23 protein-coding genes and 2 riboswitches are annotated in these 22882 nt (G+C 62.7%); of the genes, 14 read left to right on the forward strand and 9 right to left on the reverse strand.

What is annotated here, in order from left to right; translation table 11 throughout:
- Positions 1 to 3: 3 nt before the first annotated feature.
- From Q8O69_RS12245 to Q8O69_RS12255, 3 genes are all read right to left on the reverse strand, one after another.
- Positions 4 to 1269: an ABC transporter permease gene (locus tag Q8O69_RS12245; RefSeq protein WP_305592478.1), complete on the reverse strand. Its 1266-nt coding sequence runs from the start codon at positions 1267 to 1269 to the stop codon at positions 4 to 6.
- A 2-nt stretch (positions 1270 to 1271) separates the two neighbouring features.
- The gene (locus Q8O69_RS12250) at positions 1272 to 1982 is read right to left on the reverse strand and encodes an ABC transporter ATP-binding protein (protein ID WP_305592480.1); all 711 of its coding nucleotides are present in this window, start codon (positions 1980 to 1982) and stop codon (positions 1272 to 1274) included.
- 120 nt (positions 1983 to 2102) lie between these two features.
- Positions 2103 to 2678 (reverse strand): DUF2796 domain-containing protein, encoded by a 576-nt coding sequence (locus Q8O69_RS12255; protein WP_305592482.1) that lies wholly within the window; start codon positions 2676 to 2678, stop codon positions 2103 to 2105.
- A gap of 126 nt (positions 2679 to 2804) precedes the next feature.
- Here Q8O69_RS12255 and Q8O69_RS12260 point away from each other — a divergent pair, with 126 nt between their 5' ends.
- The gene (locus tag Q8O69_RS12260; RefSeq protein WP_305592483.1) at positions 2805 to 3143 is read left to right on the forward strand and encodes a hypothetical protein; all 339 of its coding nucleotides are present in this window, start codon (positions 2805 to 2807) and stop codon (positions 3141 to 3143) included.
- Positions 3144 to 3271: 128 nt separating this feature from the next.
- Here the strand turns inward: Q8O69_RS12260 and trxA are convergent, their stop codons facing one another.
- The 3 genes from trxA to Q8O69_RS12275 all read right to left on the reverse strand — a co-directional run bounded on the left by trxA (position 3272) and on the right by Q8O69_RS12275 (position 5324).
- A complete protein-coding gene (gene trxA / locus Q8O69_RS12265; protein ID WP_305592485.1) occupies positions 3272 to 4144 on the reverse strand; it encodes a thioredoxin in 873 nt (290 codons plus the stop codon).
- 71 nt (positions 4145 to 4215) lie between these two features.
- Entirely contained in the window at positions 4216 to 4872 is a 657-nt protein-coding gene (locus tag Q8O69_RS12270; protein ID WP_305592487.1) for a methyltransferase, read from the reverse strand.
- Entirely contained in the window at positions 4869 to 5324 is a 456-nt protein-coding gene (locus Q8O69_RS12275; protein ID WP_305592489.1) for a YbaY family lipoprotein, read from the reverse strand. The genes Q8O69_RS12270 and Q8O69_RS12275 overlap by 4 nt, the downstream gene beginning before the upstream one ends.
- A gap of 116 nt (positions 5325 to 5440) precedes the next feature.
- On the opposite strand from Q8O69_RS12275, the gene nrdR reads away from it, so the two are divergent.
- The 13 genes from nrdR (at position 5441) to Q8O69_RS12340 (ending at position 15089) form a co-directional block, all read left to right on the forward strand.
- Entirely contained in the window at positions 5441 to 5905 is a 465-nt protein-coding gene (gene nrdR, locus Q8O69_RS12280) for a transcriptional regulator NrdR (RefSeq protein WP_275962057.1), read from the forward strand.
- Positions 5906 to 5907: 2 nt separating this feature from the next.
- Positions 5908 to 7023, forward strand: coding sequence for a bifunctional diaminohydroxyphosphoribosylaminopyrimidine deaminase/5-amino-6-(5-phosphoribosylamino)uracil reductase RibD (gene ribD / locus Q8O69_RS12285; RefSeq protein WP_305592490.1), 1116 nt, complete (start codon positions 5908 to 5910; stop codon positions 7021 to 7023).
- An 82-nt stretch (positions 7024 to 7105) separates the two neighbouring features.
- A riboswitch (FMN riboswitch) is annotated at positions 7106 to 7264 on the forward strand.
- A gap of 176 nt (positions 7265 to 7440) precedes the next feature.
- A complete protein-coding gene (locus Q8O69_RS12290; protein WP_305592492.1) occupies positions 7441 to 8103 on the forward strand; it encodes a riboflavin synthase in 663 nt (220 codons plus the stop codon).
- A 12-nt stretch (positions 8104 to 8115) separates the two neighbouring features.
- Positions 8116 to 9210, forward strand: coding sequence for a bifunctional 3,4-dihydroxy-2-butanone-4-phosphate synthase/GTP cyclohydrolase II (gene ribBA, locus Q8O69_RS12295; protein WP_305592494.1), 1095 nt, complete (start codon positions 8116 to 8118; stop codon positions 9208 to 9210).
- 51 nt (positions 9211 to 9261) lie between these two features.
- Entirely contained in the window at positions 9262 to 9738 is a 477-nt protein-coding gene (gene ribE, locus Q8O69_RS12300; RefSeq protein ID WP_069519205.1) for a 6,7-dimethyl-8-ribityllumazine synthase, read from the forward strand.
- Positions 9735 to 10226, forward strand: coding sequence for a transcription antitermination factor NusB (gene nusB, locus Q8O69_RS12305; protein ID WP_305592497.1), 492 nt, complete (start codon positions 9735 to 9737; stop codon positions 10224 to 10226). The genes ribE and nusB overlap by 4 nt, the downstream gene beginning before the upstream one ends.
- A gap of 7 nt (positions 10227 to 10233) precedes the next feature.
- Positions 10234 to 11202 carry a thiamine-phosphate kinase gene (thiL, locus tag Q8O69_RS12310; RefSeq protein ID WP_305592499.1) on the forward strand — a complete coding sequence of 323 codons (969 nt, stop codon included), beginning with the start codon at positions 10234 to 10236 and terminating at the stop codon, positions 11200 to 11202.
- Complete coding sequence (locus tag Q8O69_RS12315) at positions 11195 to 11725, forward strand: phosphatidylglycerophosphatase A (protein ID WP_305592501.1); 531 nt, start codon at positions 11195 to 11197, stop codon at positions 11723 to 11725. Before thiL ends, Q8O69_RS12315 begins: the two co-directional genes overlap by 8 nt.
- Positions 11726 to 11742: 17 nt before the next feature.
- Positions 11743 to 12471, forward strand: coding sequence for an ABC transporter substrate-binding protein (locus Q8O69_RS12320; protein ID WP_305592502.1), 729 nt, complete (start codon positions 11743 to 11745; stop codon positions 12469 to 12471).
- Between the two features lie 17 nt (positions 12472 to 12488).
- Positions 12489 to 13136, forward strand: coding sequence for a TIGR02281 family clan AA aspartic protease (locus Q8O69_RS12325; protein ID WP_275962009.1), 648 nt, complete (start codon positions 12489 to 12491; stop codon positions 13134 to 13136).
- 122 nt (positions 13137 to 13258) lie between these two features.
- Positions 13259 to 13879: a GTP cyclohydrolase II gene (gene ribA / locus Q8O69_RS12330; protein WP_305592504.1), complete on the forward strand. Its 621-nt coding sequence runs from the start codon at positions 13259 to 13261 to the stop codon at positions 13877 to 13879.
- Positions 13876 to 14292 carry an MFS transporter gene (locus Q8O69_RS12335; protein WP_305592508.1) on the forward strand — a complete coding sequence of 139 codons (417 nt, stop codon included), beginning with the start codon at positions 13876 to 13878 and terminating at the stop codon, positions 14290 to 14292. The genes ribA and Q8O69_RS12335 overlap by 4 nt, the downstream gene beginning before the upstream one ends.
- Entirely contained in the window at positions 14292 to 15089 is a 798-nt protein-coding gene (locus Q8O69_RS12340) for a cobalamin-binding protein (RefSeq protein WP_305592510.1), read from the forward strand. Before Q8O69_RS12335 ends, Q8O69_RS12340 begins: the two co-directional genes overlap by 1 nt.
- A gap of 64 nt (positions 15090 to 15153) precedes the next feature.
- Here Q8O69_RS12340 and Q8O69_RS12345 read toward each other — a convergent pair whose 3' ends face one another.
- The 3 genes from Q8O69_RS12345 to Q8O69_RS12355 all read right to left on the reverse strand — a co-directional run bounded on the left by Q8O69_RS12345 (position 15154) and on the right by Q8O69_RS12355 (position 22683).
- Positions 15154 to 17025 (reverse strand): TonB-dependent receptor domain-containing protein, encoded by a 1872-nt coding sequence (locus Q8O69_RS12345; protein WP_305592511.1) that lies wholly within the window; start codon positions 17023 to 17025, stop codon positions 15154 to 15156.
- 99 nt (positions 17026 to 17124) lie between these two features.
- A riboswitch (cobalamin riboswitch) is annotated at positions 17125 to 17339 on the reverse strand.
- A 66-nt stretch (positions 17340 to 17405) separates the two neighbouring features.
- On the reverse strand, positions 17406 to 19301 hold the full coding sequence (gene dxs, locus Q8O69_RS12350) for a 1-deoxy-D-xylulose-5-phosphate synthase (protein ID WP_305592513.1): 1896 nt from the start codon (positions 19299 to 19301) through the stop codon (positions 17406 to 17408).
- Between the two features lie 94 nt (positions 19302 to 19395).
- Complete coding sequence (locus Q8O69_RS12355) at positions 19396 to 22683, reverse strand: carboxyl transferase domain-containing protein (RefSeq protein WP_305592515.1); 3288 nt, start codon at positions 22681 to 22683, stop codon at positions 19396 to 19398.
- Positions 22684 to 22882 lie beyond the last annotated feature (199 nt).

Raw genomic sequence — 22882 nt, forward strand, 5'->3', positions numbered from 1 at the left:
GCCTCATAAGCGAATCGATAAGCCATCGGCCAGGGATTGGCGGTACGCGCGCCAGGCCGGTACACAGCCCATCATCAGGGCGGCGCTCAGGATAGCGCCGAGCAGCGTCCACTCATAGCGGCTTGGCAGATTCAGTGGCAGGTACAGGCCGTAATTCGCCTGCACATAACCCTGCGCGCCGGCGATGCCCAGGTACAGCAACAGCAAACCGAGCAGCACACCGGCCAGGGCCAGGGCAAAGGCTTCGACGATCAGCAGGCTGGCGATATGCCAGGGCCGCGCGCCGACCGAGCGCAGAATCGCCATCTCGCGGCGGCGCTCGTTAAGGCTGGTGAGAATCGCCGTGAGCATGCCGATCAGTCCCGTCAGCACGACGAACAGCGAGACCACGAACAGCGCCTTCTCGGCGGTGCCCATCAGGCTCCACAGCTCCTGCAGCGCGACGCCAGGAAGGATTGCCAGCAACGGCTCACCGCGAAATTCGTTGATCTCCCGTTGCAGGCTAAAGGTGGCGATCTTGCTATTCAGGCCCAGCATAAAGGCGGTGATCTGCTTGGGTTGCAGGTCCATGGCCCGCGCCTGCTCGGCACTGACTTTGGCCGCGCCGCGTGCCGGCATGCCGTTCTGCCAGTCGACGTGCAGGGCTTCCATGCCGGCCAGGGAGATATGCAGGGTGCGGTCCACCGGTGTGCCGGTGCGTTTGAGTATGCCGACCACCTTGAAGGGCTTGTCGTCATGCTTGACCAGGCTGATGGTGGCCACGCCATGGGCCAGCACCAGTTCCTGATCGAGCTGGTAGTTGAGCGCCTGCGCCACTTCCGCGCCGAGTACCACTTCAAACGGATCATCGGCAAAGGCGCGGCCACTGCTTAGCTGCAGTTGTTGAGTGCGGGCATAACGATAGTGTTCGAAGTACGCCGGACTGGTGCCCATCACCCGATAGCCACGGTGCGAATCGCCCAACGAGATCGGGATGGCCCATTTGACCTGACGGTGGTTGGCAAACTGCTCGAAGCTTTCCCAGCGAATATTGTTGGTCGCATTACCGATGCGGAATACCGAGTACAGCAGCAGGTTCACGCTGCCCGAGCGCGCGCCGACAATCAGGTCGGTGCCGCTGATGGTGTTGGCAAAGCTGGCGCGGGCTTCGGTACGCACCCGCTCGACCGCGAGCAGCAGGCACACGGACAGCGCGATGGCGAATACCGTCAGCCAGGCGGTAAAGCGGCGATTGCCCAGGCTGGCCAGGGCGAGACGCAATAGGTACATCGTTAAATCTCCGCCAAGCGGGTGGCTTTGTTCAGCTCGGCCAGCGACAAGCTGCGGTCGAACAGTCGCGCCAGGCTCTGGTCGTGGCTGACAAACAGTAGGCTGGAGCCGGCCTCACGGCATTCGGCGAACAGCAGTTCGAGAAAGGCTTCGCGGGCGTCGGCATCCAGGGCCGAGGTGGGTTCGTCGGCGATCACCAGCTCCGGCTGGCCGATCAGCGCACGGGCAGCCGCCACGCGTTGTTGCTGGCCAATCGATAGATCTCCAGCGCGGCGTTGCAGCAGTTCCGGCTGGTGCAAACCCAGGTGGGCGAGCAGGGCGCTGGTGGCCTTGGCCACGCTGCCATGGCGTTGTACTGCGCGGCTGGCGCGCAGTTTAGAGAAATGGCAGGGCAGTTCGACGTTCTCGCGCACCGAGAGAAACGGCAGCAGGTTGAACTGCTGGAAGATATAGCCGGTGTGATCGACCCGGAAGCGGTCGCGGGCGCTGGCGGACAGCGTGCTCAGGTCCTGGTCGAGCAGCTGGATACTGCCGCGGTTGGGCTTCTGCACGCCGCCGAGCAGGCCCAGCAAGGTGGTCTTGCCGCTGCCGCTGGGGCCTTTGAGAAACAGGCTTTCGCCGCGTTGCAGGGTGAAGGCGTCGATATCCAGCAACTCGGGCTGGCCGGGCCAGGCAAAGCCGAGGTTGGACAGTTGGATCAGGGCTGAACTCATGGGGGAACTCGTTTGGCGCGTAGGGTGGATCGGGGCGCGTAGCTGACGCTCTTTTCATCCACCGTAAAATTGCAATGGTGGATGGGTGAAGCGTCATCCACCCTACGTTAAATCGGCAAATCAGAAGCTCAGGGTTGGCTGCGCGGGCGTCAGCTCCAGGCCCTGCTGGCCATTCGGGCCGATCAGTTGTACCTGAATTTTCTCGGTGGCGGGGAAGCGCTTGAACAGTTCGCCGAGGTTAAGTTGTTTCAATTCTTCAGGCTTTTGGCAGTCGAGGCTGTAGTGCGCGTGGATATCGCTGTGCTCGCTGTCATGGTCGTGGTGTTCTTCGTGCTTATGCTCAGCAAACAGCGGGCTTTCCAGCTCCTGTTTACTGATCGTGCAGTCGCCCGCGCTCAGGCCGAACAGCGCCTGCGGTTGTTCCAGCTGGCTGCGCGCAGCCGCAACCTTGGCTTTGTCGGCGTCGCTCTTAGCGGCATGCTCGAAGCCCACCAGGTTCATCGCTGGGCTTTCCAGCTGCAACTCCAGCGCTTTGCCCTCGAGCACCACATTGAGTTGCGCCGAGCCGTGCTCATGGGCATCCAGGCTGCCGTGCTCGGCGTGATCATGCGCGTGGTCGTGTTCATGGCTGTGTGCGGCAACGCCAGTGGCAAGGGGCAGCAGGGTAAACGGCAGGGCAAGTAGCAGGCGGCGCATGGCGATCTCCGGTCAGAAATAATCTAGCGTTACGTTATAACAACTTTCTGGTGGGCATGGCCAGCCTTGCTTGGCGACCCGCTGCGGACGTGGGAGCATGGCGGCTGATCAGTTGAGGGCAGAAAAATGGTGCGAATTCGTGGGCAGATCGGCGCCTGGCCGGTGGACCTGACGGTTGAGCTGGATGCGCAGGATTGGGCGCAGCTGGCCCAGCACGTGACCCTTGAAGTACCCGCTGCGCCGGCAGCAGCTGCCGCGCCTGTGGCCAACGATGCCCTGTGGCAGACCACCTTGGAGTTGCTGCGTCAGGCTGGGCAGATCGAGGGGCCGCAGTTGCTTGGGCAACTGGCCGGGCTGGCGGGCGGGGAGGCTGCGGGCAAGCGCCTGCTGGTGCGCCTGCGCCATTGCGCACAGGTGCGCATGGAAACGGGTGCGGATGCGCCTATCTATCACTGGATTGGTTAAGTAGGTGTCGACGCAGCACAGGGGCGGGTGATCGATCACCTGACCTGTCGCGGCTAAAGCCCCTCCCACAGGACTTGCTGTTCTCGTGGGAGGGGCTTTAGCCGCGAGGGCCGACAGGCCATTTCTGTCTAGTAAATCGCCTGGTACAGCTTGCGCCGGTAGGCGGTGACCAGTGGGTGGTCATTGCCCAGCAGGTCGAAAACTTGCAACAGGGTTTTGTGCGGCAGGCCGTCGGCGTAGCTGCGGTTGCGGATAAACAGCTTGAGCAGGGCGTCCAGCGCCGGCTCGTAGTGCTGGCGCGCCAGTTGTTGGATCGCTAGCTGGTAGCTCGCTTCATCGTCTTCGGCGTTCTGCGCCAGGCGGGTTTTTAGGCTGGCGGCATCTGGCAGTTCGGCTGCCTGGCGTAGAAAGGTCAGCTGCGCGCGGGCCCCGGCCAGGGCCTGTTTATGTTCATCGCCTTTTACCGCGCCCAGCACTGCCTCGGCTTCGCCCAGCTCGCCACGCTCAGCCAGGCAACGCGCGTAGAGAATCAGCGCGGCAGCATGTTCGTTGTTTTCCGTCAGCAGCACCTTGAGCACTGCTTCGGCCTCACTGAAGCGGCCTTCGCTGAATAGCGCCTGCGCCGCTTCCATCGGGTCGGCGGCGGCTGGTGCCGGTTCGGCTACATGCGGCTTGAGCATCTCGCGAATCGCCGACTCGGGCTGTGCGCCGGCAAAACCGTCCACTGGCTGGCCATCCTTGAACAACACCACGGTGGGCAGGCTGCGGATGCCGAAGCGCGCGACGATGTCCTGCTCGATATCGCAGTTGACCTTGGCCAGCAGCAGCTCGCCGTTGTATTCCTCGGTGATCTTCGCCAGCAGCGGCATCAGTGCCTTGCACGGCGCGCACCACTCGGCCCAGAAGTCCACCAGCACCGGCTTCTGGAAGGAATTCTCGATTACCAGCTGTTCGAAGCTGGCGCTGCCTGCGATATCAACGATGTAAGGGGAGTTGCTCATGGTCGCTCTCGGTGGTGCGAAAAATGGGATGGACTATAAATGCGGTCGCGGTACGGCGGATACAAGGGGCTTTAGCCGCGTTCGGCGTGGTACAGGCTGACATGACGGAACTCGGCCGGCTCGACCAGATCCGGCCAGGTGCAGGCTTCGAGGATGCCCAGGCGCTGATATAGCGGGTGTTGGAAATCGCGCACTCGCGAGTCGGCCACCAGCGCTTCACGACCACGGCTGAGGAACTGGTCGAGCAGCGGTAAGTTGGCGCGGTCGTAGAGCACGTCGGCGACGATGATCAGGTCGAAGCGGTCGGCCTCGGCGAAAAAGTCTGTTGAATAACTCAGCTGCACATCATTCAGTGCGGCATTGGCCTGACAGGAAGCAATCGCCAGCGGGTCGAGGTCGCAGGCCACCACTTCCAGCGCGCCGGCTTTGGCCGCAGCAATCGCCGCCACGCCTGAGCCCGCGCCGAAATCCAGCACGCGCTTGCCACGCACCCACTCGGGATGCTCGGCCAACCAGCGTGCCAGGACCAGGCCACTGGCCCAGCAGAAGCACCAATAGGGCGGTTCTTCGAGGATTAGGCGGGTTTCTTCCGGGCTGAAACAGCGATCCATATTGGCTGGGTCGATCAGCCACAGCTTGATCGCGGTGCCGGGCAGCGTCTGCGCGCTGAGCTGGGCATCGCCCAGTAGTTCACTGAGCGCAGCCTGCAGGGCGGCAGGCGCTGTCATGGCGCAGGCACCAGGCGCAATTCACCGAGGGCCTGAGTCTCGCCACGGGCGATAGGTTGCGCGGGCAAGCGCAGAATCAGCCGGCCAGCCTGGTTGGCGCGGCCATGCAGCTCGATGCGGCTGTGCTTGTTAAAGGTGTCCGGGTTGAACGGCAGGCGAAATGCCAGCGGGTTGCCGGTGCCGCGCAGCTGGATATTGCCCAGCAGCGCCTGTGGCCGGCCGCGTTGATCGACCGCCAGCAGGGCCAGCTCGACATCCGCTTCATTGGGCACATTCAACAAGCTGCCGCTCAGCTCGCGCTGATAGGCCGGCAAAGGCGCAGCTTCTGCCGGGGCCTGTGTCGGCGCAGGTGTTGTGGGTTTGGCGGGCGCTGGGTTGTCGCTGGCGCAGGCCGTCAGTAGGGCAATCAGGCTCACTAGAATCAGCGGTTGCAATGGCTTAGGGGCTTTCATCGTGGGCATCAACTCCGCTGGTTTGCATGGGCGCCTGTATACCGCAAACCCCTCGGCTTGTCTTGCCTGCGGGATGCGCTACCATGGCTACCTTCGTTCTAAAGCCGACCTTATTTATGCACTGTCCCTTCTGCGCTGCCAATGACACCAAAGTGATCGACTCGCGCCTGGTTGCCGAGGGTGAGCAGGTGCGTCGTCGGCGTGAATGCCTGGCCTGTGAGGAACGTTTCACTACCTTCGAGACCGCCGAGTTGGTGATGCCGCGCCTGATCAAGCAGGACGGCAGCCGCCAGCCCTTCGATGAAGACAAGCTGCGCGCCGGCATGCAGCGTGCGCTGGAGAAGCGCCCGGTAAGCATCGAGCGCCTGGAAGCGGCCATCGCCCATATCAAGCACAAGCTGCGCGCCACCGGCGAGCGCGAGATCAAGTCATTGGTGCTCGGTGAACTGGTAATGGGCGAGCTGCAGAAGCTCGATGAAGTGGCCTATATCCGCTTTGCCTCGGTGTACAAACGCTTTCAAGACCTCAACGAGTTCCGTGAGGAAATCGACCGCCTGTCCCGCGAACCTGCCAAAGGTTGACGATGAATTCAGATCACGCCTTTATGGCTCGCGCGCTGGAGCTGGCCCGTAAAGGCCTGTACTCCACCCACCCCAATCCGCGCGTTGGCTGCGTGATCGTCCGTGATGGACGCATCGTCGGCGAAGGCTGGCATGCCCGCGCAGGCGAGCCCCATGCCGAAGTGCACGCGCTGCGTCAGGCCGGCGAAAAGGCCCGCGGCGCGACGGCTTACGTCACCCTGGAGCCCTGCAGCCACCACGGGCGCACGCCGCCGTGCGCCGATGCGCTGATCAATGCCGGTATTAGCCGCGTCGTAGCCGCCATGCAGGACCCCAATCCGCAGGTCGGTGGTGATGGCCTGCTGCGTCTGATGCACGCGGGTATCGCGGTGCAGAGCGGCGTGCTTGAGGCCGAAGCGCGGGCGCTGAATGCCGGCTTTATCAAGCGAATGGAGCAAGGCCTGCCGTTTGTACGGGTCAAGCTGGCGATGAGCTTGGATGGCCGTACCGCCATGGCCAGTGGCGAAAGTCAGTGGATTACCGGGCCGGCGGCGCGCGCCGCGGTGCAGCGCCTGCGTGCGCGCTCCAGTGTGGTGTTGACCGGTGCCGACACAGTGCTGGCCGATGATGCACGGCTGACCGTACGCGCCGACGAACTCGGTCTGGGCGCGGAGTTGAGTGCCCTGGCGCAGACTCGGCCGCCGCTGCGGGTGCTGGTGGATGGGCGTCTGCGCGTGCCGCTCAGCGTACCGTTCTTCCAGGCCGGTGCCGCCATGGTCGCGACCTGCGCGGCGGCTTCGGCGCGTGATCGCTATCTGGACGATGGACATGAACTATTGGCCGTGCCCGGTAGCAACGGGCATGTTGACCTGCGTCGGCTGCTGGTCGAACTGGCCAGCCGTGGCGCCAATGAGGTGCTGGTGGAAGCTGGGCCGCGCCTGGCTGGAGCGTTTGCCCGTCTGGGCCTGGTGGATGAGTACCAGCTGTTTGTGGCGCCCAAGCTGCTGGGTTCCAGTGCACGGCCGCTGCTCGACCTGCCGTTGGCGCGGATGGCCGATGCGCCAGCGCTGAAAATTGTCGAGATGCGCGCAGTCGGCGATGACTGGCGGATTATCGCGGTGCCACAGCCCGCGGCTTGATGGGCGCTTATTCAGGCTGTCGCTTGGCCATGCAGGGCGGCAGCAATTGTGGTAAAACGCGTCTCGGCTGCGCAAGTGGCCGTAACGTTCTCAGGGCGGGGTGTAATTCCCCACCGGCGGTAATGGCTGCAAGGCCTAGCCCGCGAGCGCTTGCCAGGTGGTGTAAACCGCTGGGCAAGGTCAGCAGACCCGGTGTGATTCCGGGGCCGACGGTTAGAGTCCGGATAAAGAGAGAGCGGGATTGCCTCAACAAGGCGCGTTCAGGCGTGCCTCGAAATCCCTATCGATCCTATCAATCAAACATGCCCTGTTTTTTATAAAACAGGAGTTGGTCTAGATGTCTGATTTTTATTCCGTGTTCCAGGCTTCTGGCGTTGTTCGCCAGTGCTTTGCCGTGGGCGCGTCGCAGGGGGTGGCATGTTTACCGGAATAGTCGAAGCCATAGGCAGTATTCGTGCGCTGACGCCCAAGGGCGGTGACGTGCGGGTGTATGTGGAGACCGGCAAGCTGGACCTCGCCGACGTCAAACTCGGCGACAGCATTGCGGTCAACGGCGTATGCCTGACGGCCGTGGAGCTGCCGGGCGATGGTTTCTGGGCCGATGTCAGCCGCGAAACCCTGGCGCATACCGCCTTTATCAGCTTGAAAGCCGGCAGTAAGGTCAACCTGGAAAAGGCCCTGACGCCGACCAGCCGCCTCGGTGGCCACTTGGTCAGCGGTCATGTCGATGGCGTCGGTGAAGTCATCGCTCGCGCCGATAACGCCCGCGCCGTGCAGTTCACCATTCGCGCACCGCGCGAGCTGGCCAAGTACATCGCGCATAAAGGTTCGATCACCGTCGATGGCACCAGCCTGACCGTCAATGCGGTCAACGGCGCCGAATTCGAACTGACTATCGTGCCGCATACCCTGGCCGAGACCATCATGGTCGACTATCGCCCCGGCAGTCAGGTCAACCTCGAAGTGGACCTGCTGGCCCGTTACCTGGAGCGTCTGTTGCTCGGTGACAAGGCCGCCGAGCCGAAAGCCTCGGGCATGACCGCAAGTTTTCTCGCCGAACACGGCTACCTGAACAAATAAGGAATCGCCAGCATGGCTCTTAACAGTATCGAAGAACTGGTCGAAGACATCCGCGCCGGCAAGATGGTCATCCTGATGGATGACGAGGACCGCGAGAACGAAGGCGATCTGATCATCGCCTCCGAGTGTGTCACCGCCGAACATATCAATTTTATGGCGCGCTTCGCCCGTGGCCTGATCTGCATGCCGATGACCCGCGAGCGCTGCGAAACCCTCAAGCTGCCGCTGATGGCGCCGCGCAACGGTTCCGGTTTTGGCACCAAGTTCACCGTGTCCATCGAGGCCGCTGAAGGTGTTACCACCGGTATCTCTGCCGCCGACCGCGCGCGTACCGTGCAGGCGGCTGCTGCGAAAAACGCCAAAGCCGACGATATCGTCAGTCCTGGGCATATCTTCCCGCTGATGGCCCAGCCTGGCGGCGTGCTGGCGCGTGCCGGCCACACCGAAGCGGCCTGTGACTTGGCGCGCATGGGCGGTTTCGAGTCGAGTGGGGTGATCTGCGAAATCATGAACGACGACGGCACCATGTCGCGTCGTCCTGAGCTGGAAGTGTTCGCCGCCGAGCACGGCATCAAGATCGGCACCATCGCCGACCTGATCCACTACCGCTTGATCCACGAACGCACTGTTGAGCGCGTCAGCGAGCAGGTGCTCGACAGCGAGCTGGGCCAGTTCAATCTGGTGACCTACCGTGATTCGGTAGAAAACGACGTGCACATGGCCCTGACTCTGGGCGAAATCTGCGCGGAACAGCCGACCCTGGTTCGGGTGCACAACATGGACCCGCTGCGCGACCTGTTTATGGTTAACCAGCCGGGCCGCTGGAGCCTGCGCGCAGCGATGGCTGAAGTGGCCAAGGATGGCAGCGGCGTGGTGCTGCTGCTGGGTAACCCGCTGACCGGCCCGGACCTGCTGGCGCACCTGGAGCGTCAGTTGGGCGGTGAGGCGAAAGTCGCCAACCCGACCACCTACAGCACCGTCGGTGCCGGTTCGCAGATTCTCCGCGACCTCGGCGTGCGCAAGATGCGCCTGATGAGTTCGCCAATGAAGTTCAATGCAATATCCGGTTTCGACCTGGAAGTTGTAGAATACCTGCCCTCCAAATAATCCCAAGGGTCGCCACTGGCGGCCCGGCTCTTTAAATAGACGAGACGCGTTATGACCCTGAAGACCATCGAAGGTACTTTTATCGCCCCCAAGGGCCGCTTTGCACTGGTCGTCGGCCGCTTTAACAGCTTCGTTGTTGAAAGCCTGGTAAGCGGCGCAGTTGACGCCCTGGTTCGCCACGGCGTGAGCGAAAACGACATCACCATCATCCGCGCGCCGGGTGCCTTCGAAATCCCGCTGGTCGCGCAGAAAGTCGCCCAGCGTGGCGATTTCGACGCCATCATCGCCCTCGGTGCGGTGATCCGCGGCGGCACTCCGCACTTCGAATACGTGGCTGGCGAATGCACCAAGGGCTTGGCCCAGGTGTCCATGGAGTTCGGCGTACCGGTTGCGTTTGGCGTGCTGACTGTCGACTCCATCGAGCAAGCCATTGAGCGTTCCGGCACCAAGGCCGGCAACAAAGGCGCGGAAGCTGCACTGTCCGCCCTGGAAATGGTCAGCCTGCTGGCGCAGTTGGAGGCCAAGTGAGCCAGAGCGACGGTAACGGGCAGCAGCCACAAGCGCCGAAGAAAGGCCCTAGCAGCAAGACCCTCGCGCGCCGTCAGGCGCGCACCCTGGCCATGCAGGCGTTGTATTCCTGGCATATGGCAGGGCAGCAGCTGAACGAAATCGAAGCGCAGTTCCGCGTTGATAACGATTTCACTGCGGTAGACGGTGCCTACTTCCACGAAATTCTGCACGGTGTGCCGCGGCAGAAGACCGAGATCGATGGCGCGTTCGAGTCGCTGCTCGACCGTCCGCTGGAAGAGATCGACCCGGTTGAGCTGTCGATCCTGCGTCTGTCGACCTACGAGCTGAAAAACCGCATCGATATCCCCTATCGCGTGGTGATCAACGAAGGTATCGAGCTGGCCAAGGTGTTTGGCGCCACCGACGGACACAAGTTCGTCAACGGCGTGCTGGACAAGCTGGCGCCGCGTCTGCGTGCGGACGAAGTTCGCGCGAATAAGCGTTAAGCCTGTTTTGGGTGAGTTCGAGCTGATCCGTCACTACTTCGCCGCTGCGTCCTGTGCGCAGGCTGGCGAAGGCGTGGCATTGGGTATCGGCGACGACTGTGCCCTGCTGCAAATGCCGGCTGGTGAGCAGCTGGCAATCTCCACCGACACCCTGGTTGTCGGGGTGCACTTTCCTGAATCGCCCGATCCGTTTCTGCTGGCGCAACGTGCGCTGGGGGTCTCGGTCAGCGATTTGGCCGCCATGGGTGCGGCGCCTGTCGGCTTTACCCTGGCCTTGACCTTACCCAGTGCTGAGCCAGATTGGCTGCAGGCCTTCGCCCGTGGCCTGGATCTGATGGCGCAGCATTGCGCGATTCGCCTGATCGGCGGCGATACCACCCGTGGCCCTCTGAGTCTGACCCTGAGCGTTTTCGGTCGCGTGCCGGTTGGTATGGCGCTGACCCGCAAAGGTGCGCAGGTCGGTGATCTGCTCTGCGTCGGTGGTGAGTTGGGCGATGCCGCCGGCGCCTTGCCGCTGGTGCTCGGGCAGCGCCAAGCCGATCCGGCAGTGGCCGAGCCGTTGCTGGCGCGCTACTGGTCGCCCATCCCGCAGCTTGAGCTGGGCCTGGGGCTGCGCGGTAAGGCCACGGCCGCTCTGGATATCTCCGATGGCTTGCTGGCTGACTGCGGGCATATCGCCGCAGCGTCCGGCGTTGAGCTGGTGATTGAGCTGGCGCAGGTGCCGATGTCCGCTGCTTTGCTGGCGTTTGCCGGGGAGCCGGCGGCGCGTCAGTGCGCATTAAGTGGTGGTGATGATTACCGCCTGGCCTTTACCCTGCCGGCGGTTCACCTGGCGGATTTGCAGCAGGCGGGTTGGCCTGTGCGAGTTATTGGTCGTGTTATGGCCGGCCAGGGCGTTACTCTGCTGGACTCGCAAGGCCAGCCCGTGCAGCTGCCCCGCAGCGGCTATCAACATTTTGGAAGTGCCAGTGACTGATCATCCCAAGCAAGTCCCCGCCGAGTTCGTGCCGCCTTCGGTCTGGCGCAACCCCTGGCACTTCCTGGCCTTTGGCTTTGGTGCCGGCACCTTGCCGAAAGCCCCTGGCACCTGGGGTTCGCTGGTGGCGCTGCCGTTTATTCCGCTGTTCCAGTTGCTGCCGGACTGGGGCTACTGGCTGATGCTTGGCATCACCATGCTGTTTGGCTTCTGGCTGTGCGGCAAGGTGGCCGATGATCTGCGCGTGCACGACCACGAAGGCATCGTCTGGGATGAAATGGTCGGCATGTGGATTACCCTCTGGCTGGTGCCGGACGGCTGGGGCTGGCTGCTGCTAGGCTTTCTATTGTTCCGTGTGTTCGACATCCTCAAGCCTTGGCCGATTCGCTGGATTGATCGGCATGTGCATGGCGGGGTCGGCATCATGCTCGATGACGTACTCGCCGGCGTATTCGCCTGGATGGCCCTGCAACTGATTGTCTGGGGCTGGGCCAACGGGCTGGCTGCGGCGCTGGGCTGGTAATCAGAAAAGGATCGCGAATGGGCCGCTGCTGTCGGTGGTTGCTGTGGTTGGTCATCAGCGTTGCCAGCGGGCTGGTGTACGCCGCTGAGCCCGCGCAGATCCGTATTGCCAGCGAAACCTGGGAAGGCCACACCCATGCCGATGGCAGCGGTATGGCCTGGGAGATTTTCCGCGCTGTATTTGAGCCTGCCGGCGTGCAGCTGGATATCCAGAGCGTGCCTTACACCCGCTCCATCGGCCTGGTGCAGCGCGGCGCTGCCGATGCCTGGGCGGGCTCTTACCTGAATGAAGTCACCCAGGGCGTGTTCTATCCGCACTGGAACTACGACGCCGACCAGATTGCTGCCCTGGGCTTGCGGGACAAGCCCATCCTCACTCTGGAGTCCCTCGGCGAGTACCGTTTGGTCTGGATGCGCGGTTATGAATACCAACGTTATCTGCCAAATTTGCGCCAGTACCGCGAAGTGCTGCGCCGTAGCGGTATCCTCGGCATGCTGGACATGGGCCATGCGGATTTCTATCTCGACGCCCTGACCGAGGTCGAGGATGTGCTGAGCACGGCCAGTCAGCCCGAGCGCTACCGTGTTACCCCGCTGACCAAGCTGCCGATCTACCTGGGCTTTGCCGATACCCCGCGCGGCCGAACCCTGGCCGAGCTGTTCGACACGCGCATGGATAGCCTGGTGGCGGACGGCAGCCTACGACCGATTTTCCAGCGTTGGCAGCAACCTTACCCGTTTGACTAACCTGTGCGAGACGTTCCATGTACGCCTTGAAAGTACTGATATTGAGTCTGCCACTGCTAATTAGCAGTGGGGCAATGGCGGCCACCCAGGTGCGGGTTGTCGGCCTGTTTCCTGGCGCTGCGGTGTTGAATGTTGACGGTCAGCGCAAGCTGGTCAAAGTCGGCCAGGTTGGCCCAGGCGGCGTAGTGGTGGTCAGCGCCGACAGCCGTGGTGCGGTATTGCGTGTCGACGGTGTGGAGCGCAGCTACAGCCTGAGTCGCGAGTACAGCGAAGGCTTTGCCGAAGCGCAGAAGAAGCAACTCAGTGTGGCCAAGGGCATCGGTGGCCATTACTGGGTCGCAGGCTCGGTCAATGGTCAGTCCATCCAGTTTCTGGTGGATACCGGCGCCACCTCGGTGGCCTTGAATGACGAGCATGCGCGCCGCCTGGGCATCGATTACCGAGTGATCGGCGCACCCTTGCAGGTCAATACGGCCAGCGGTACTGCGCGCGGCTGGCGCGTAACGCTGGACCGGGTGAAGCTCGGCGAACTGGAAGTGCTGGGTGTCGAAGCCGTGGTGCTGGAAGGTGGCTCGCCTACCGAGGCGCTGCTCGGCATGAGCTTCCTTAGTCGCGTTGGCTGGAAGGTTGAACAGGATGTGCTGGTGCTGGAGTCCAAGTACTAGCGTCTGGGTAACCTTGCGTTGGCTCGATCCTTATCATCAGTAATTCAGGCTAAGCGGCTGCCAAGGCCTGCTGTTACAATGCCGGCCTGATTATTCCTGCCCATTTTCTTTAGGAGCATCCGGTGTCCGTCGTGTTTGTCGCCGCCTCCCAGCTGCCTACGCCCTTTGGCGTGTTCACCATGCATGGCTTTCTCGAAACGGCCACAGGCAAGGAACATGTAGCCCTGACCTTTGGTGATGTGGCCGATGGCGCACCCGTACTGGGCCGTTTGCATTCCGAGTGCCTGACCGGCGATGCGTTGTTCAGCCTGCGCTGCGATTGCGGTTTCCAGCTCGAAGCGGCGCTGCGTGCAATTGCCCACGAAGGCCGTGGCGTATTGCTCTACCTGCGTCAGGAAGGCCGTGGCATTGGCTTGCTGAACAAGATCCGCGCCTACGAGTTGCAGGATGGCGGTGCCGATACCGTGGAAGCCAATGAGCGCCTGGGCTTTGGCGCCGATCAGCGTGACTACGCGATCTGCCTGCCGATGCTTGACCACCTGGGTATCAGTCAGCTCAAACTGATGACCAACAACCCGCGCAAGGTCAAGGCGCTGGGCGATATGGGCATCAATGTGGCAACCCGCGTGCCGCTGCAGATCGACCACAACCCGCACAACAAAAAATACCTCGCGACCAAGGCCGGCAAGCTTGGGCATATGCTCGGCAGCCTGCACCAGGGCGAGGTTGAGGAAAGCCTGTGACGCGCGGCCAAGTGCGCCGGCGACTGGCGCTGGAGTGGTGGCGGCAACTGGCCGTGACCCTGGCCCCGTTGTTTGTGCTCAACCTGTTGTTTGGTGCCGAGCAGAAACCCGGCCTGTTGACCATGCCGCTGTTTATCGCCGGCCTGGCCTCGATGTTTGTCAGCCTGCCGTTGTTCAGCGCCTACAAGCGCGCGCTGGTGGCCACGGAAAAAGCCCTCGATACAGCAGATGAACACGATGCCTGGCTTGAGTTGGCACGTGTGCGTCGCCTGGCCTTTCTCGGCGCTGCGCTGCCGGCCTGGATCGCTGCCATTGCAGTATTTGCCGGGCTGGAGGCGATTCCGCTGATCCTCCTGGCGATTTCCAGCATCGTTCTGTTGTACCTCTACCGCATACCTCGCCAACTCGGCTGATGCGCGCCACCACTCTCTGTTTGCTGCTGTTGCTGGCATTACCCGCAGCGGCAGCCGAGCGGGTGATTACTCTGGCGCCATCGCTGACTGAAATCATGCTGGAGCTGGACGCGGGCGATCTGCTGGTCGGCCTGCTCGATGGCGGTGAGCGCCCGGCAGCGGTCGCGCAGCTACCTTCGGTTGGCCGTTACGGCCAGCTTGAATTGGAAAGCTTGCTCGAACTGCAACCCGATCTGGTGCTGCTCTGGCCCGATAGCATCAGCAGTGCGCAACGTCAGCAGTTGCAGCGTATGGGAATTCCCTTGCTGATTGTCGAGCCACGCAAGCTGGCTGATCTGGCAGAGAACTTCGTCGAAATTGGCACGCGTATTGGCCGTGCCGAGCAAGGCCAACAGCTGCATCGGCAATTCAATAGCGGCCTGGCGGCGTTGCGTCAGCGCTATCAGCGTAAACAGCCATTGCGCCTGTTCTATCAAGTCTGGGATGCGCCGCTGTACACCATCGGCGGTCAGCAGATTATCAGTGATGCTCTGCGTATCTGCGGCGCCGAGAATATCTTTGCCGAACTCACCTTGCCGGCGCCGCAGGTCAGCGTCGAGGCGGTGCTGCAGCGCAATCCCGAAGTGATTCTGGCAGGTGTGCAGGGGCAACTGGATGCCTGGCGCATCTGGCCGGGCGTGGCGGCGGTTGAGCGTAAGCAGCTGTGGCTGGTGCCCGATGCTGGTCTGGAGCGACCGAGCTTTCAGATGTTGGGGGCGGTTGAGCGGCTGTGTGAAGTGTTGAGCAAGGCGCACTAGAAAAAGCCCCGCGCAATGGCGGGGCTCTCTTTTTTGGTAGCGCTATTGAGCGCCTAGTGATGGCTTAAAGCTGAGGCGTCCAGGTCACGGCAAACAGAGCGGTGCGGCCCTCGGTGTTGTAGCCGAAGCGTCCGTTGGTTGTGCTGTAAGTCGCCTCGGCATAATCCTGGTCGAACAGGTTGTTCAGTTTCAGATCGAAGGCCACTTCCTCGGATGCTTGCCATTTGCCGCGCAGGCTAAGCAGGCCGTAGCCACTCAGCTCACGGGTGTTGGCGGCGTCGTCATAGCGGCCGCTGACCGCGCGCCAACTGGCGCCCACTGCAAACTCACCGAAGGGGCGATCCAGGTCCAGGCTCAGCGTGCGTTTGGCTCGGCGGGCGAGGGTGTGCCCAGTGCCGCGATCTCGTGGGTCGATTAGCGCGAGCGTCAGGTTGCCCTGCCAGCCATACAGCTCCTGTTTGACGGCAGCCTCGAAGCCATTGATGCGGGCGGTCTGCACGTTCTGCGGAATAAAGTTCTGGTCGAGAACAATCGCGTCTTGCAGATCGATACGGTACAGCGATAGCTCCAGTGCACCGCTTTCGCTGTAGCGGCTGCGCCACTGGGCTTCATAGCTCTTGGATGTTTCTGGCTTTAGGTCGGGGTTGGCGCTCGCGGAGCAAAAGCCGCCGAAACAGAAGTCTGGGTAATACAGGTCGTTGAAGGTCGGTGCGCGGAAGCCTTCGCTGTAGGACAGGATCAAGTCATTGTCGTTGTTGAATGGCACCGTCAATGCGGCGTTCCAGCTGTTTTTGCTGCCGAACTGCTGGTTCTTGTCATGGCGTAGGCCCAGTTCGGTTGAGAATTGTTCAGCGGTGTAGCGGTGCTGAATAAATGCCGCCTGATTCCAGCGCGAGTCCTCGACAAAGTCTGTGTCGCTACGCAGGCGGTCTTCGTACCAATCGGCACCTAACAGCACCTGGTGGCGCTCGTTGAGAGTCAGAGTGTTTACCCAGTTGATCGAGTCACGGTAGGTGTTGAAGCTGTAGAACGAGTCCGCACCAGCCTGTGGCTGGTCGTTGCCAGTGTCGCGTTTGTCCTCGCTGTGGCCGATTTCCAGGCGGCTATTCCAGGCTTCGCCGAAGTTGGCATCGATGTAGCTGGACAGGCTGCTGAGCTGGAAGTCCGTAGTGGGCAGTGACGTGCTGAAGATGTCCTCAAACTCGCTCTGGCCGCGCTGGTCGAGGGCGCTGAAACCGATCTTCAGATCGTCATTGAAGCGATGCGAGAGGTTCAGGCTCAGCGATTTATTGCGGTAGGCATCGTCATCGCCGTTGGCGCCGAAATTATCGCGTGTGGCGTCAATTCCTTGGGTCTCATCGAGTGCAGCCCCCAGGTTGAAGCGGGTTTGCGCGTCGCCGCCGGAAACGCCAAGGCTACGCTCGAAGGTCTGGTTGCTGCCGACGCCAAGGCGAACGTAGGGCTTGAGTCCGTCGCCATGGCCTTGGCGGGTGAAAATCTGTACGACACCACCAATGGCATCCGAGCCATAGAGCGCCGAACGTGCGCCGCGCACAACTTCAACGCGTTCGATCTGCTCCGGGCTGAGAAACTCCAGGCTGCTGGTGCCGCTGGACGCGGCGGAAATACGTTGTCCGTCTAGCAGAACCAGGGTTTGCGCGGTTGAGGTGCCGCGCACGAACAGACCCGTCTGGCTGCCTGCGCCGCCGGTGCGGCTGACGCTAACGCCGGGTACGCGCTCAAGCAGCTCTGCCACGCTGCGCACTTGCAGGCGTTCGATGTCCTTGCGGGTAAATACTGTGGTGGCAGCGGTCGCCTGCTGGATTGGTTCGGCGTGCCGCCCGGAGGTCACAACCAATGGCTGCAATTCAAGTGGGTCAGCATGAGCAGCCAGCGGCAGAAGCGCCACAGCCAGAGCAAGACGGGACAATTTCACGTAGAGAATCCTCAAAAGGTCGAACGACTTTTGAGAAGGGCAGGGGCAAGAACGGGCGCGCGTGCGCAGCCTGAGCTTGACGGTGATGCCCTCCGCAACACCAGTCACATCCAGCAAGGCCGGTCTCCGGGCTCTCGACGTGCGCCGCCTCGCCTTCCCGGGATAACCCAGTGGCGTTGAGGCGACGTGCAGAACGGCTCTGCGGTCGATTACCGTTGCGGGGGCAGCGCCGGGATGGTTCGTAAAGAACGCACCGGCTTCCCGTTTAACGCCGCTTCAACAGGAAGGGGCGCACCTTGGCGGAAGTAAAACGCCGCGCACCTTAATGCGCGGTTGGATGAATTACAAGCAAGCCTGGCTCAGCTCTGGATGAGCGGTATTCATGCAGAAAGGCTGGCGAGGCGCGCGCGGATGGCGGCTTCGATACCGGCGGCATCCAGCCCACATTCGGCAAGCATTTGCGCCGGTTTGGCGTGCTCGACGTAATAGTCCGGCAGTCCCAGATGCAGCACTGGTTTGAGGATGCTGGCGTGGGCGAGGAACTCGCTGACTGCACTGCCGGCACCGCCCATCACGCTGTTCTCTTCAACCGTGACCAGCATTTCGTGGCTGGCGGCCAACTGGCGCACCAGGGCTTCGTCCAGTGGTTTGACAAAGCGCATATCGACCACCGTGGCGTCGAGTGCTTCGCCAACTTTGAGCGCTTCACTGAGCTGCACACCGAATACCAGCAGAGCCGTTTTGCTGCCTTGGCGACGAACCACGCCCTTGCCGATTTCCAGTGGCTCCAGGCCCGCTTCGATGGCGGCATTCGGGCCGCTGCCGCGCGGGTAGCGTACCGCCGCCGGGCCGTTGAACAGGTGGCCGGTGGTGAGCATGCGGCGCAGCTCGTTTTCATCGCTCGGGGTCATCACCAGCATGCCGGGGATGCAGCGCAGGTAGGAAATATCGAAGCTGCCGGCGTGGGTCGGGCCGTCTTCGCCGACCAGGCCGGCGCGGTCGATGGCGAACAGCACATCGAGGTGCTGCACGGCCACGTCATGAATCAGCTGGTCATAGGCGCGTTGCAGAAAGGTCGAATAGATCGCCACCACCGGCTTGGCGCCGTCGCAGGCCATACCGGCCGCGAGTGTTACGGCGTGCTGTTCGGCGATAGCTACGTCGAAGTAGCGCTCTGGGTAGCGCTCACTGAACGCCACCAGATCCGAACCTTCCTTCATCGCCGGGGTAATACCGACCAGGCGCGGATCGGTCGCAGCCATATCGCATAGCCACTGGCCAAATACGCTGGAGTATTTCGGGCCGCTGGCTTGCTTGGGTGCGGCTGGCGCGTTGATCGGCTCCAGCTTGGTGATGGCGTGATAGCCAATCGGGTCGGCTTCGGCTGGGGCGAAGCCCTTGCCCTTCTTGGTCACCACATGCAGAAACTGCGGGCCGTCGAGGTCGCGCATATTGCGCAGGGTGGCAAGCAGGGTCGGCAGGTCGTGGCCGTCGATGGGGCCGATATAGTTCCAGCCCAGCTCCTCAAACAGGGTGCCGGGTACCAGCATGCCCTTGGCGTGTTCTTCGGTCTTGCGCGCGATTTCCCAGGCACCCGGCAGGCGCGAGAGGATCTTCTTGCTGCCTTCGCGCATGCTGGCGTAGGTGCGGCTGGAAAGGATCTTGGCCAGGTAGTTGGACAGGCCGCCGACATTCTTGGAGATCGACATATCGTTGTCGTTGAGGATCACCAGCATATTGGCGTTGACGTCGCTGGCGTGATTCAGCGCTTCAAAGGCCATGCCGGCGGTCAGTGCGCCGTCGCCAATCACCGCTACGGCCTTGCGCCACGAACCCTGAATGCGCGCCGCAATCGCCATGCCCAATGCCGCGCTGATGCTGGTGCTGGAGTGGCCGACGCCAAAGGTGTCGTACTCGCTTTCCGAACGGCGCGGGAAGGCGGCGATGCCGTCTTTCTGCCGCAGGCTGCCCATCTGCTCGCGGCGCCCGGTGAGGATCTTGTGCGGGTAGGCCTGATGGCCGACATCCCACACCAGGCGATCATCCGGGGTGTCGAAGACGTAATGCAGGGCCACGGTCAGCTCAATTACGCCGAGGCCCGCGCCGAAATGCCCGCCGGTCTGCCCGACCGTATACAACAGGTACTGGCGCAGCTCGTCGGCCAGGGTTTCCAGCTCGGCTTCGCCCAGGCGGCGTAGCTCGTCCGGCGTATTGGCGCGGTCTAGAAGGGGCGTCAGCGGGCGCTCACGGGGAATCTCGTGGAAGGTCGTCGGCATCAGGCAGATCGTTATAGGTGTAAAAGATGCGGCAGTTTACCCGAAGCGCCGGAAACTGCCCAAACATGGTTCGGCCAGTCCGGCATCCTGCGGATTACCAGGTATCGACGCTTCGCTTTTTGCCTTCACGGGTTGCCGGCTTTGGCGTGGCATTCAGTCCGCGTAGCAGCCAGGCGCGGGTTTCCACGGGGTCGATCACCGCATCGATCTCCAGGAAACTGGCCATGTTGATGCCCTTGCCGTTCTCGTAGGCCTTGGCCACCAGTTTGTCGAACAGCTGCTGGCGTGCTGCAGGTTCTTCGATGGTCGCCAGTTCCTTGGCGAACCCTAGGCGTACCGCACCTTCCAGGCCCATCGCGCCAAACTCTGCGCTGGGCCAGGCGATGGTAAACAGCGGCGAATGGAAGCTGCCGGCGGCCATGGCCTGGGCGCCGAGGCCGTAGCCCTTGCGCAGCACCACGGTGAAAAACGGCACCGTCAGGCTGGCGGCTGCGACGAACATGCGTGAAACATGGCGCACCGTGGCCTGCTTTTCTGCCTCCGGGCCGACCATAAAGCCGGGGGTGTCGCACAGCGACAGCAGTGGGATATCGAAGGCATCGCACAGCTGCATAAAGCGCGCAGCCTTGTCGCCGGCCACTGCGTCGATGGCCCCACCGAGGTGCGCCGGGTTATTGGCGAGCAGGCCGAACGGCTTACCTTCGATGCGGATAAACGCGGTGATCAGACCTGGGGCGAACTGGCGGCGTAGTTCCAGCACCGAGTCGCGGTCGGCCAGAGTGTCGATCACCTGGCGGATGTCATACACGCGCAGGCGGTTTTCCGGGATCAGCTGGCGCAGTTCGCGCTGGTCGGCGCAGTCCCACTCGCTGAGCGTGCCCTGGAAGTAGCTCAGGTACTGCTTGGCCACTCGCACCGCTTCGGCCTCATCGGCTACGCGCACATCAATGACGCCGTCGGGGCCTTGCACGCTGACCGGGCCGACTTCCTCTGGCTTGAAGCTACCGAGGCCGCCGCCTTCGATCATCGCCGGGCCGGCCATGCCGATGGTGGCGTTGTCAGTGGCGATAATTACATCGCAGCAGCCGAGCAGGGCGGCGTTACCGGCAAAGCAGCGGCCGGAGACTATCCCTACTGTAGGGACGAGACCAGACAACCGCGCCATGCCGACAAAGGTGTGGCAATCCAGTCCGGCCACGCCGACGAAATCGCTATCGCCCGGTCGGCCACCACCGCCCTCGGCAAACAGCACCAGCGGCAAGCGCCACTGCGCGGCGAGGCCCAGCATGCGGTCGGTCTTCTTATGGTTCATCACGCCCTGGGTGCCGGCGAATACCGTGTAGTCGTAGGCGATGGTCATGCAGCGCGCGGCCTCGCTACCGAACGTCTCGGCATTGACTGTGCCAATACCCGCCACCAGGCCGTCAGCCGGGCTTTGTTCGATCAGCTCTTCCAGTGAGCGCCGGCGACGTTGTGCGGCAATCGCCAGGGCGCCGTATTCGTTAAAGCTGCCATTATCGAGCAGGTCCGCCAGGTTCTCGCGTACGGTGCGTTGGCCAGTCTTGCGCCGTTTGGCAACGGCTTGCGGGCGGCGCTCGTCGCGGGTGACTGCGTGGCGTTCGAGCACTTCGGCCAGATCCGCGCGGATATGCGCCAGGTCCAGGCTCTGTTCGCTCTGGCTGGCGGCGGCGTAGACCTCGGCCGGCTCGATAAACAGCAGCGGCTGGCCTTCATTGAGCGCGCTGCCGACCTGCACGGCCAGTTGGCGGACGATGCCGCTGTGGCTGGCGGTGACCACAAACTCCATCTTCATCGCCTCCAGTACGGCGATGTTCTGGCCGACGGCCACGGCATCGCCTTCTGCCACCTCCAGGCTGACCACTACCCCGGTGCTGTGAGTTAGCAGCGGCAGGCAGCCGGGTGGTGCGTCCGCTATCTGCTCGGCGTCTTGGCTGGCCGCCTGCGCACCGGTAAAAAAATGATGCGGGTGAGCCTGGGGCTGTGCGGCCAGCAGCTCGCTTAGCTGGCTTTCGACAAAGCGTGTGGTCAGCTGATAGTTCGCCACCTGCGGCAGGCGCAGCAGGTTTTGCAGCAGATGCAGATTGCTGGCCACGCCTTCCAGGCGGAATTCGCACAGCCCACGATAGGCGCGGCGCAGGGCGCTGGGGTAATCCGGTGCGTGGGCGATCAGCTTGGCCAGCAGCGAGTCATAGCTGGGGCTGACCGGATAGCCGGCGTAGCCATAGCCATCCACGCGCAGGCCGGGGCCGCTGGGCGGTTGGTAGGCCGTCAAAGTGCCGGCGGCCGGGCGGGTGCTGCCATCGCTGCTCATGCTTTCCAGATTGATCCGCAGCTGCACCGCACAGCCATTAAGCGGCGGTGGTTCGAGCAAACCCAGCTCGCGCAGGGAGATGCCTGCGGCCAGTTTAAGCTGGGTGTGCAGCAGGTCGACGCCAGTGACCTGTTCGGTGACGGTGTGTTCGACCTGAATACGCGGGTTGGCTTCCATAAAGTAGAAACGCTCGGGCTGCTCGGCATCCAGCAGGAACTCGAAGGTGCCCAGGCCCTGATAGCGGGCGGCGCGCGCCAGTTGCAGCGCGGCGTCGATCATTTGTGCGCGGGTGGCGGCGGGCAGGTCCGGGCTGGGGGCGATTTCCACCAGCTTCTGCTGGCGGCGCTGCAGGCTGCAGTCGCGCTCCCATAAATGGCTGACCGCGCCCGTGCTGTCGCCCAGCACTTGAATCTCGATATGCCGGGCGCTGCGCACCAGTTGCTCGATATACAGCTCGTTATTGCCAAAGGCGCTTTGCGCCTCGGACTGGCAGCGGGCAAAGGCCTCGTCCAGCTCGGCTGCCCTGAACACCGGGCGCATGCCGCGGCCACCGCCGCCGGCCAGGGCCTTGAGCATGACTGCGCCATGCTCGGCGAGAAAGCCGTGGGCTTCATCCGGGCTGATCGCCCTATTTATACCCGCCACCAGCGGCACATCGCAGTACTCGGCCAGCTCTCGCGCGGCGGCCTTGTCGCCAAACAGCTGCAGCACCTCGGCGCTGGGGCCGACAAAGCACAGGCCAGCGGCCTGGCAGCGCCGCGCAAACTCGGCGTTTTCTGCGAGAAAGCCGTAGCCCGGATGCACGGCATCACAGCTCTGTGCCTGGGCAATCTCGATCAGCTGATCCATATCCAGATAGGCCGCCACGCCACGCCCCTTGAGCGCCACAGCGCTATCGGCTTGGCGCACATGCAGGGAGGCGGCATCGTCCTCGGCGTAGACGGCAACCGAGCGGATGCCCAGTTCATTGGCGGCGCGGGCGATGCGGATGGCGATTTCACCACGGTTGGCGATCAGCAGGGCGGCGAAGGGCGCGGTGGTAACGGGCATGGTGGCTCCAGATTTTTATTCTGCAGCCATCTTAGGCGCTCTGCGGCCCAGGTAAACCAAGGCCTAGTGGGCGTAAGTCGGGATATTTATCTGGGTGATGATCGCCGGGGCCGGGGTAGCCCTGATGCAATCCGGGAGCTGTTTCCAGGGCTGGATTTTCCCGGATTACATCCGGGCTACGGGCTGGCAGACGCATAAG

Origin of the sequence: Pseudomonas sp., from assembly GCF_030690725.1 — a bacterium.
In the GTDB taxonomy this organism is placed as follows: domain Bacteria; phylum Pseudomonadota; class Gammaproteobacteria; order Pseudomonadales; family Pseudomonadaceae; genus Aquipseudomonas.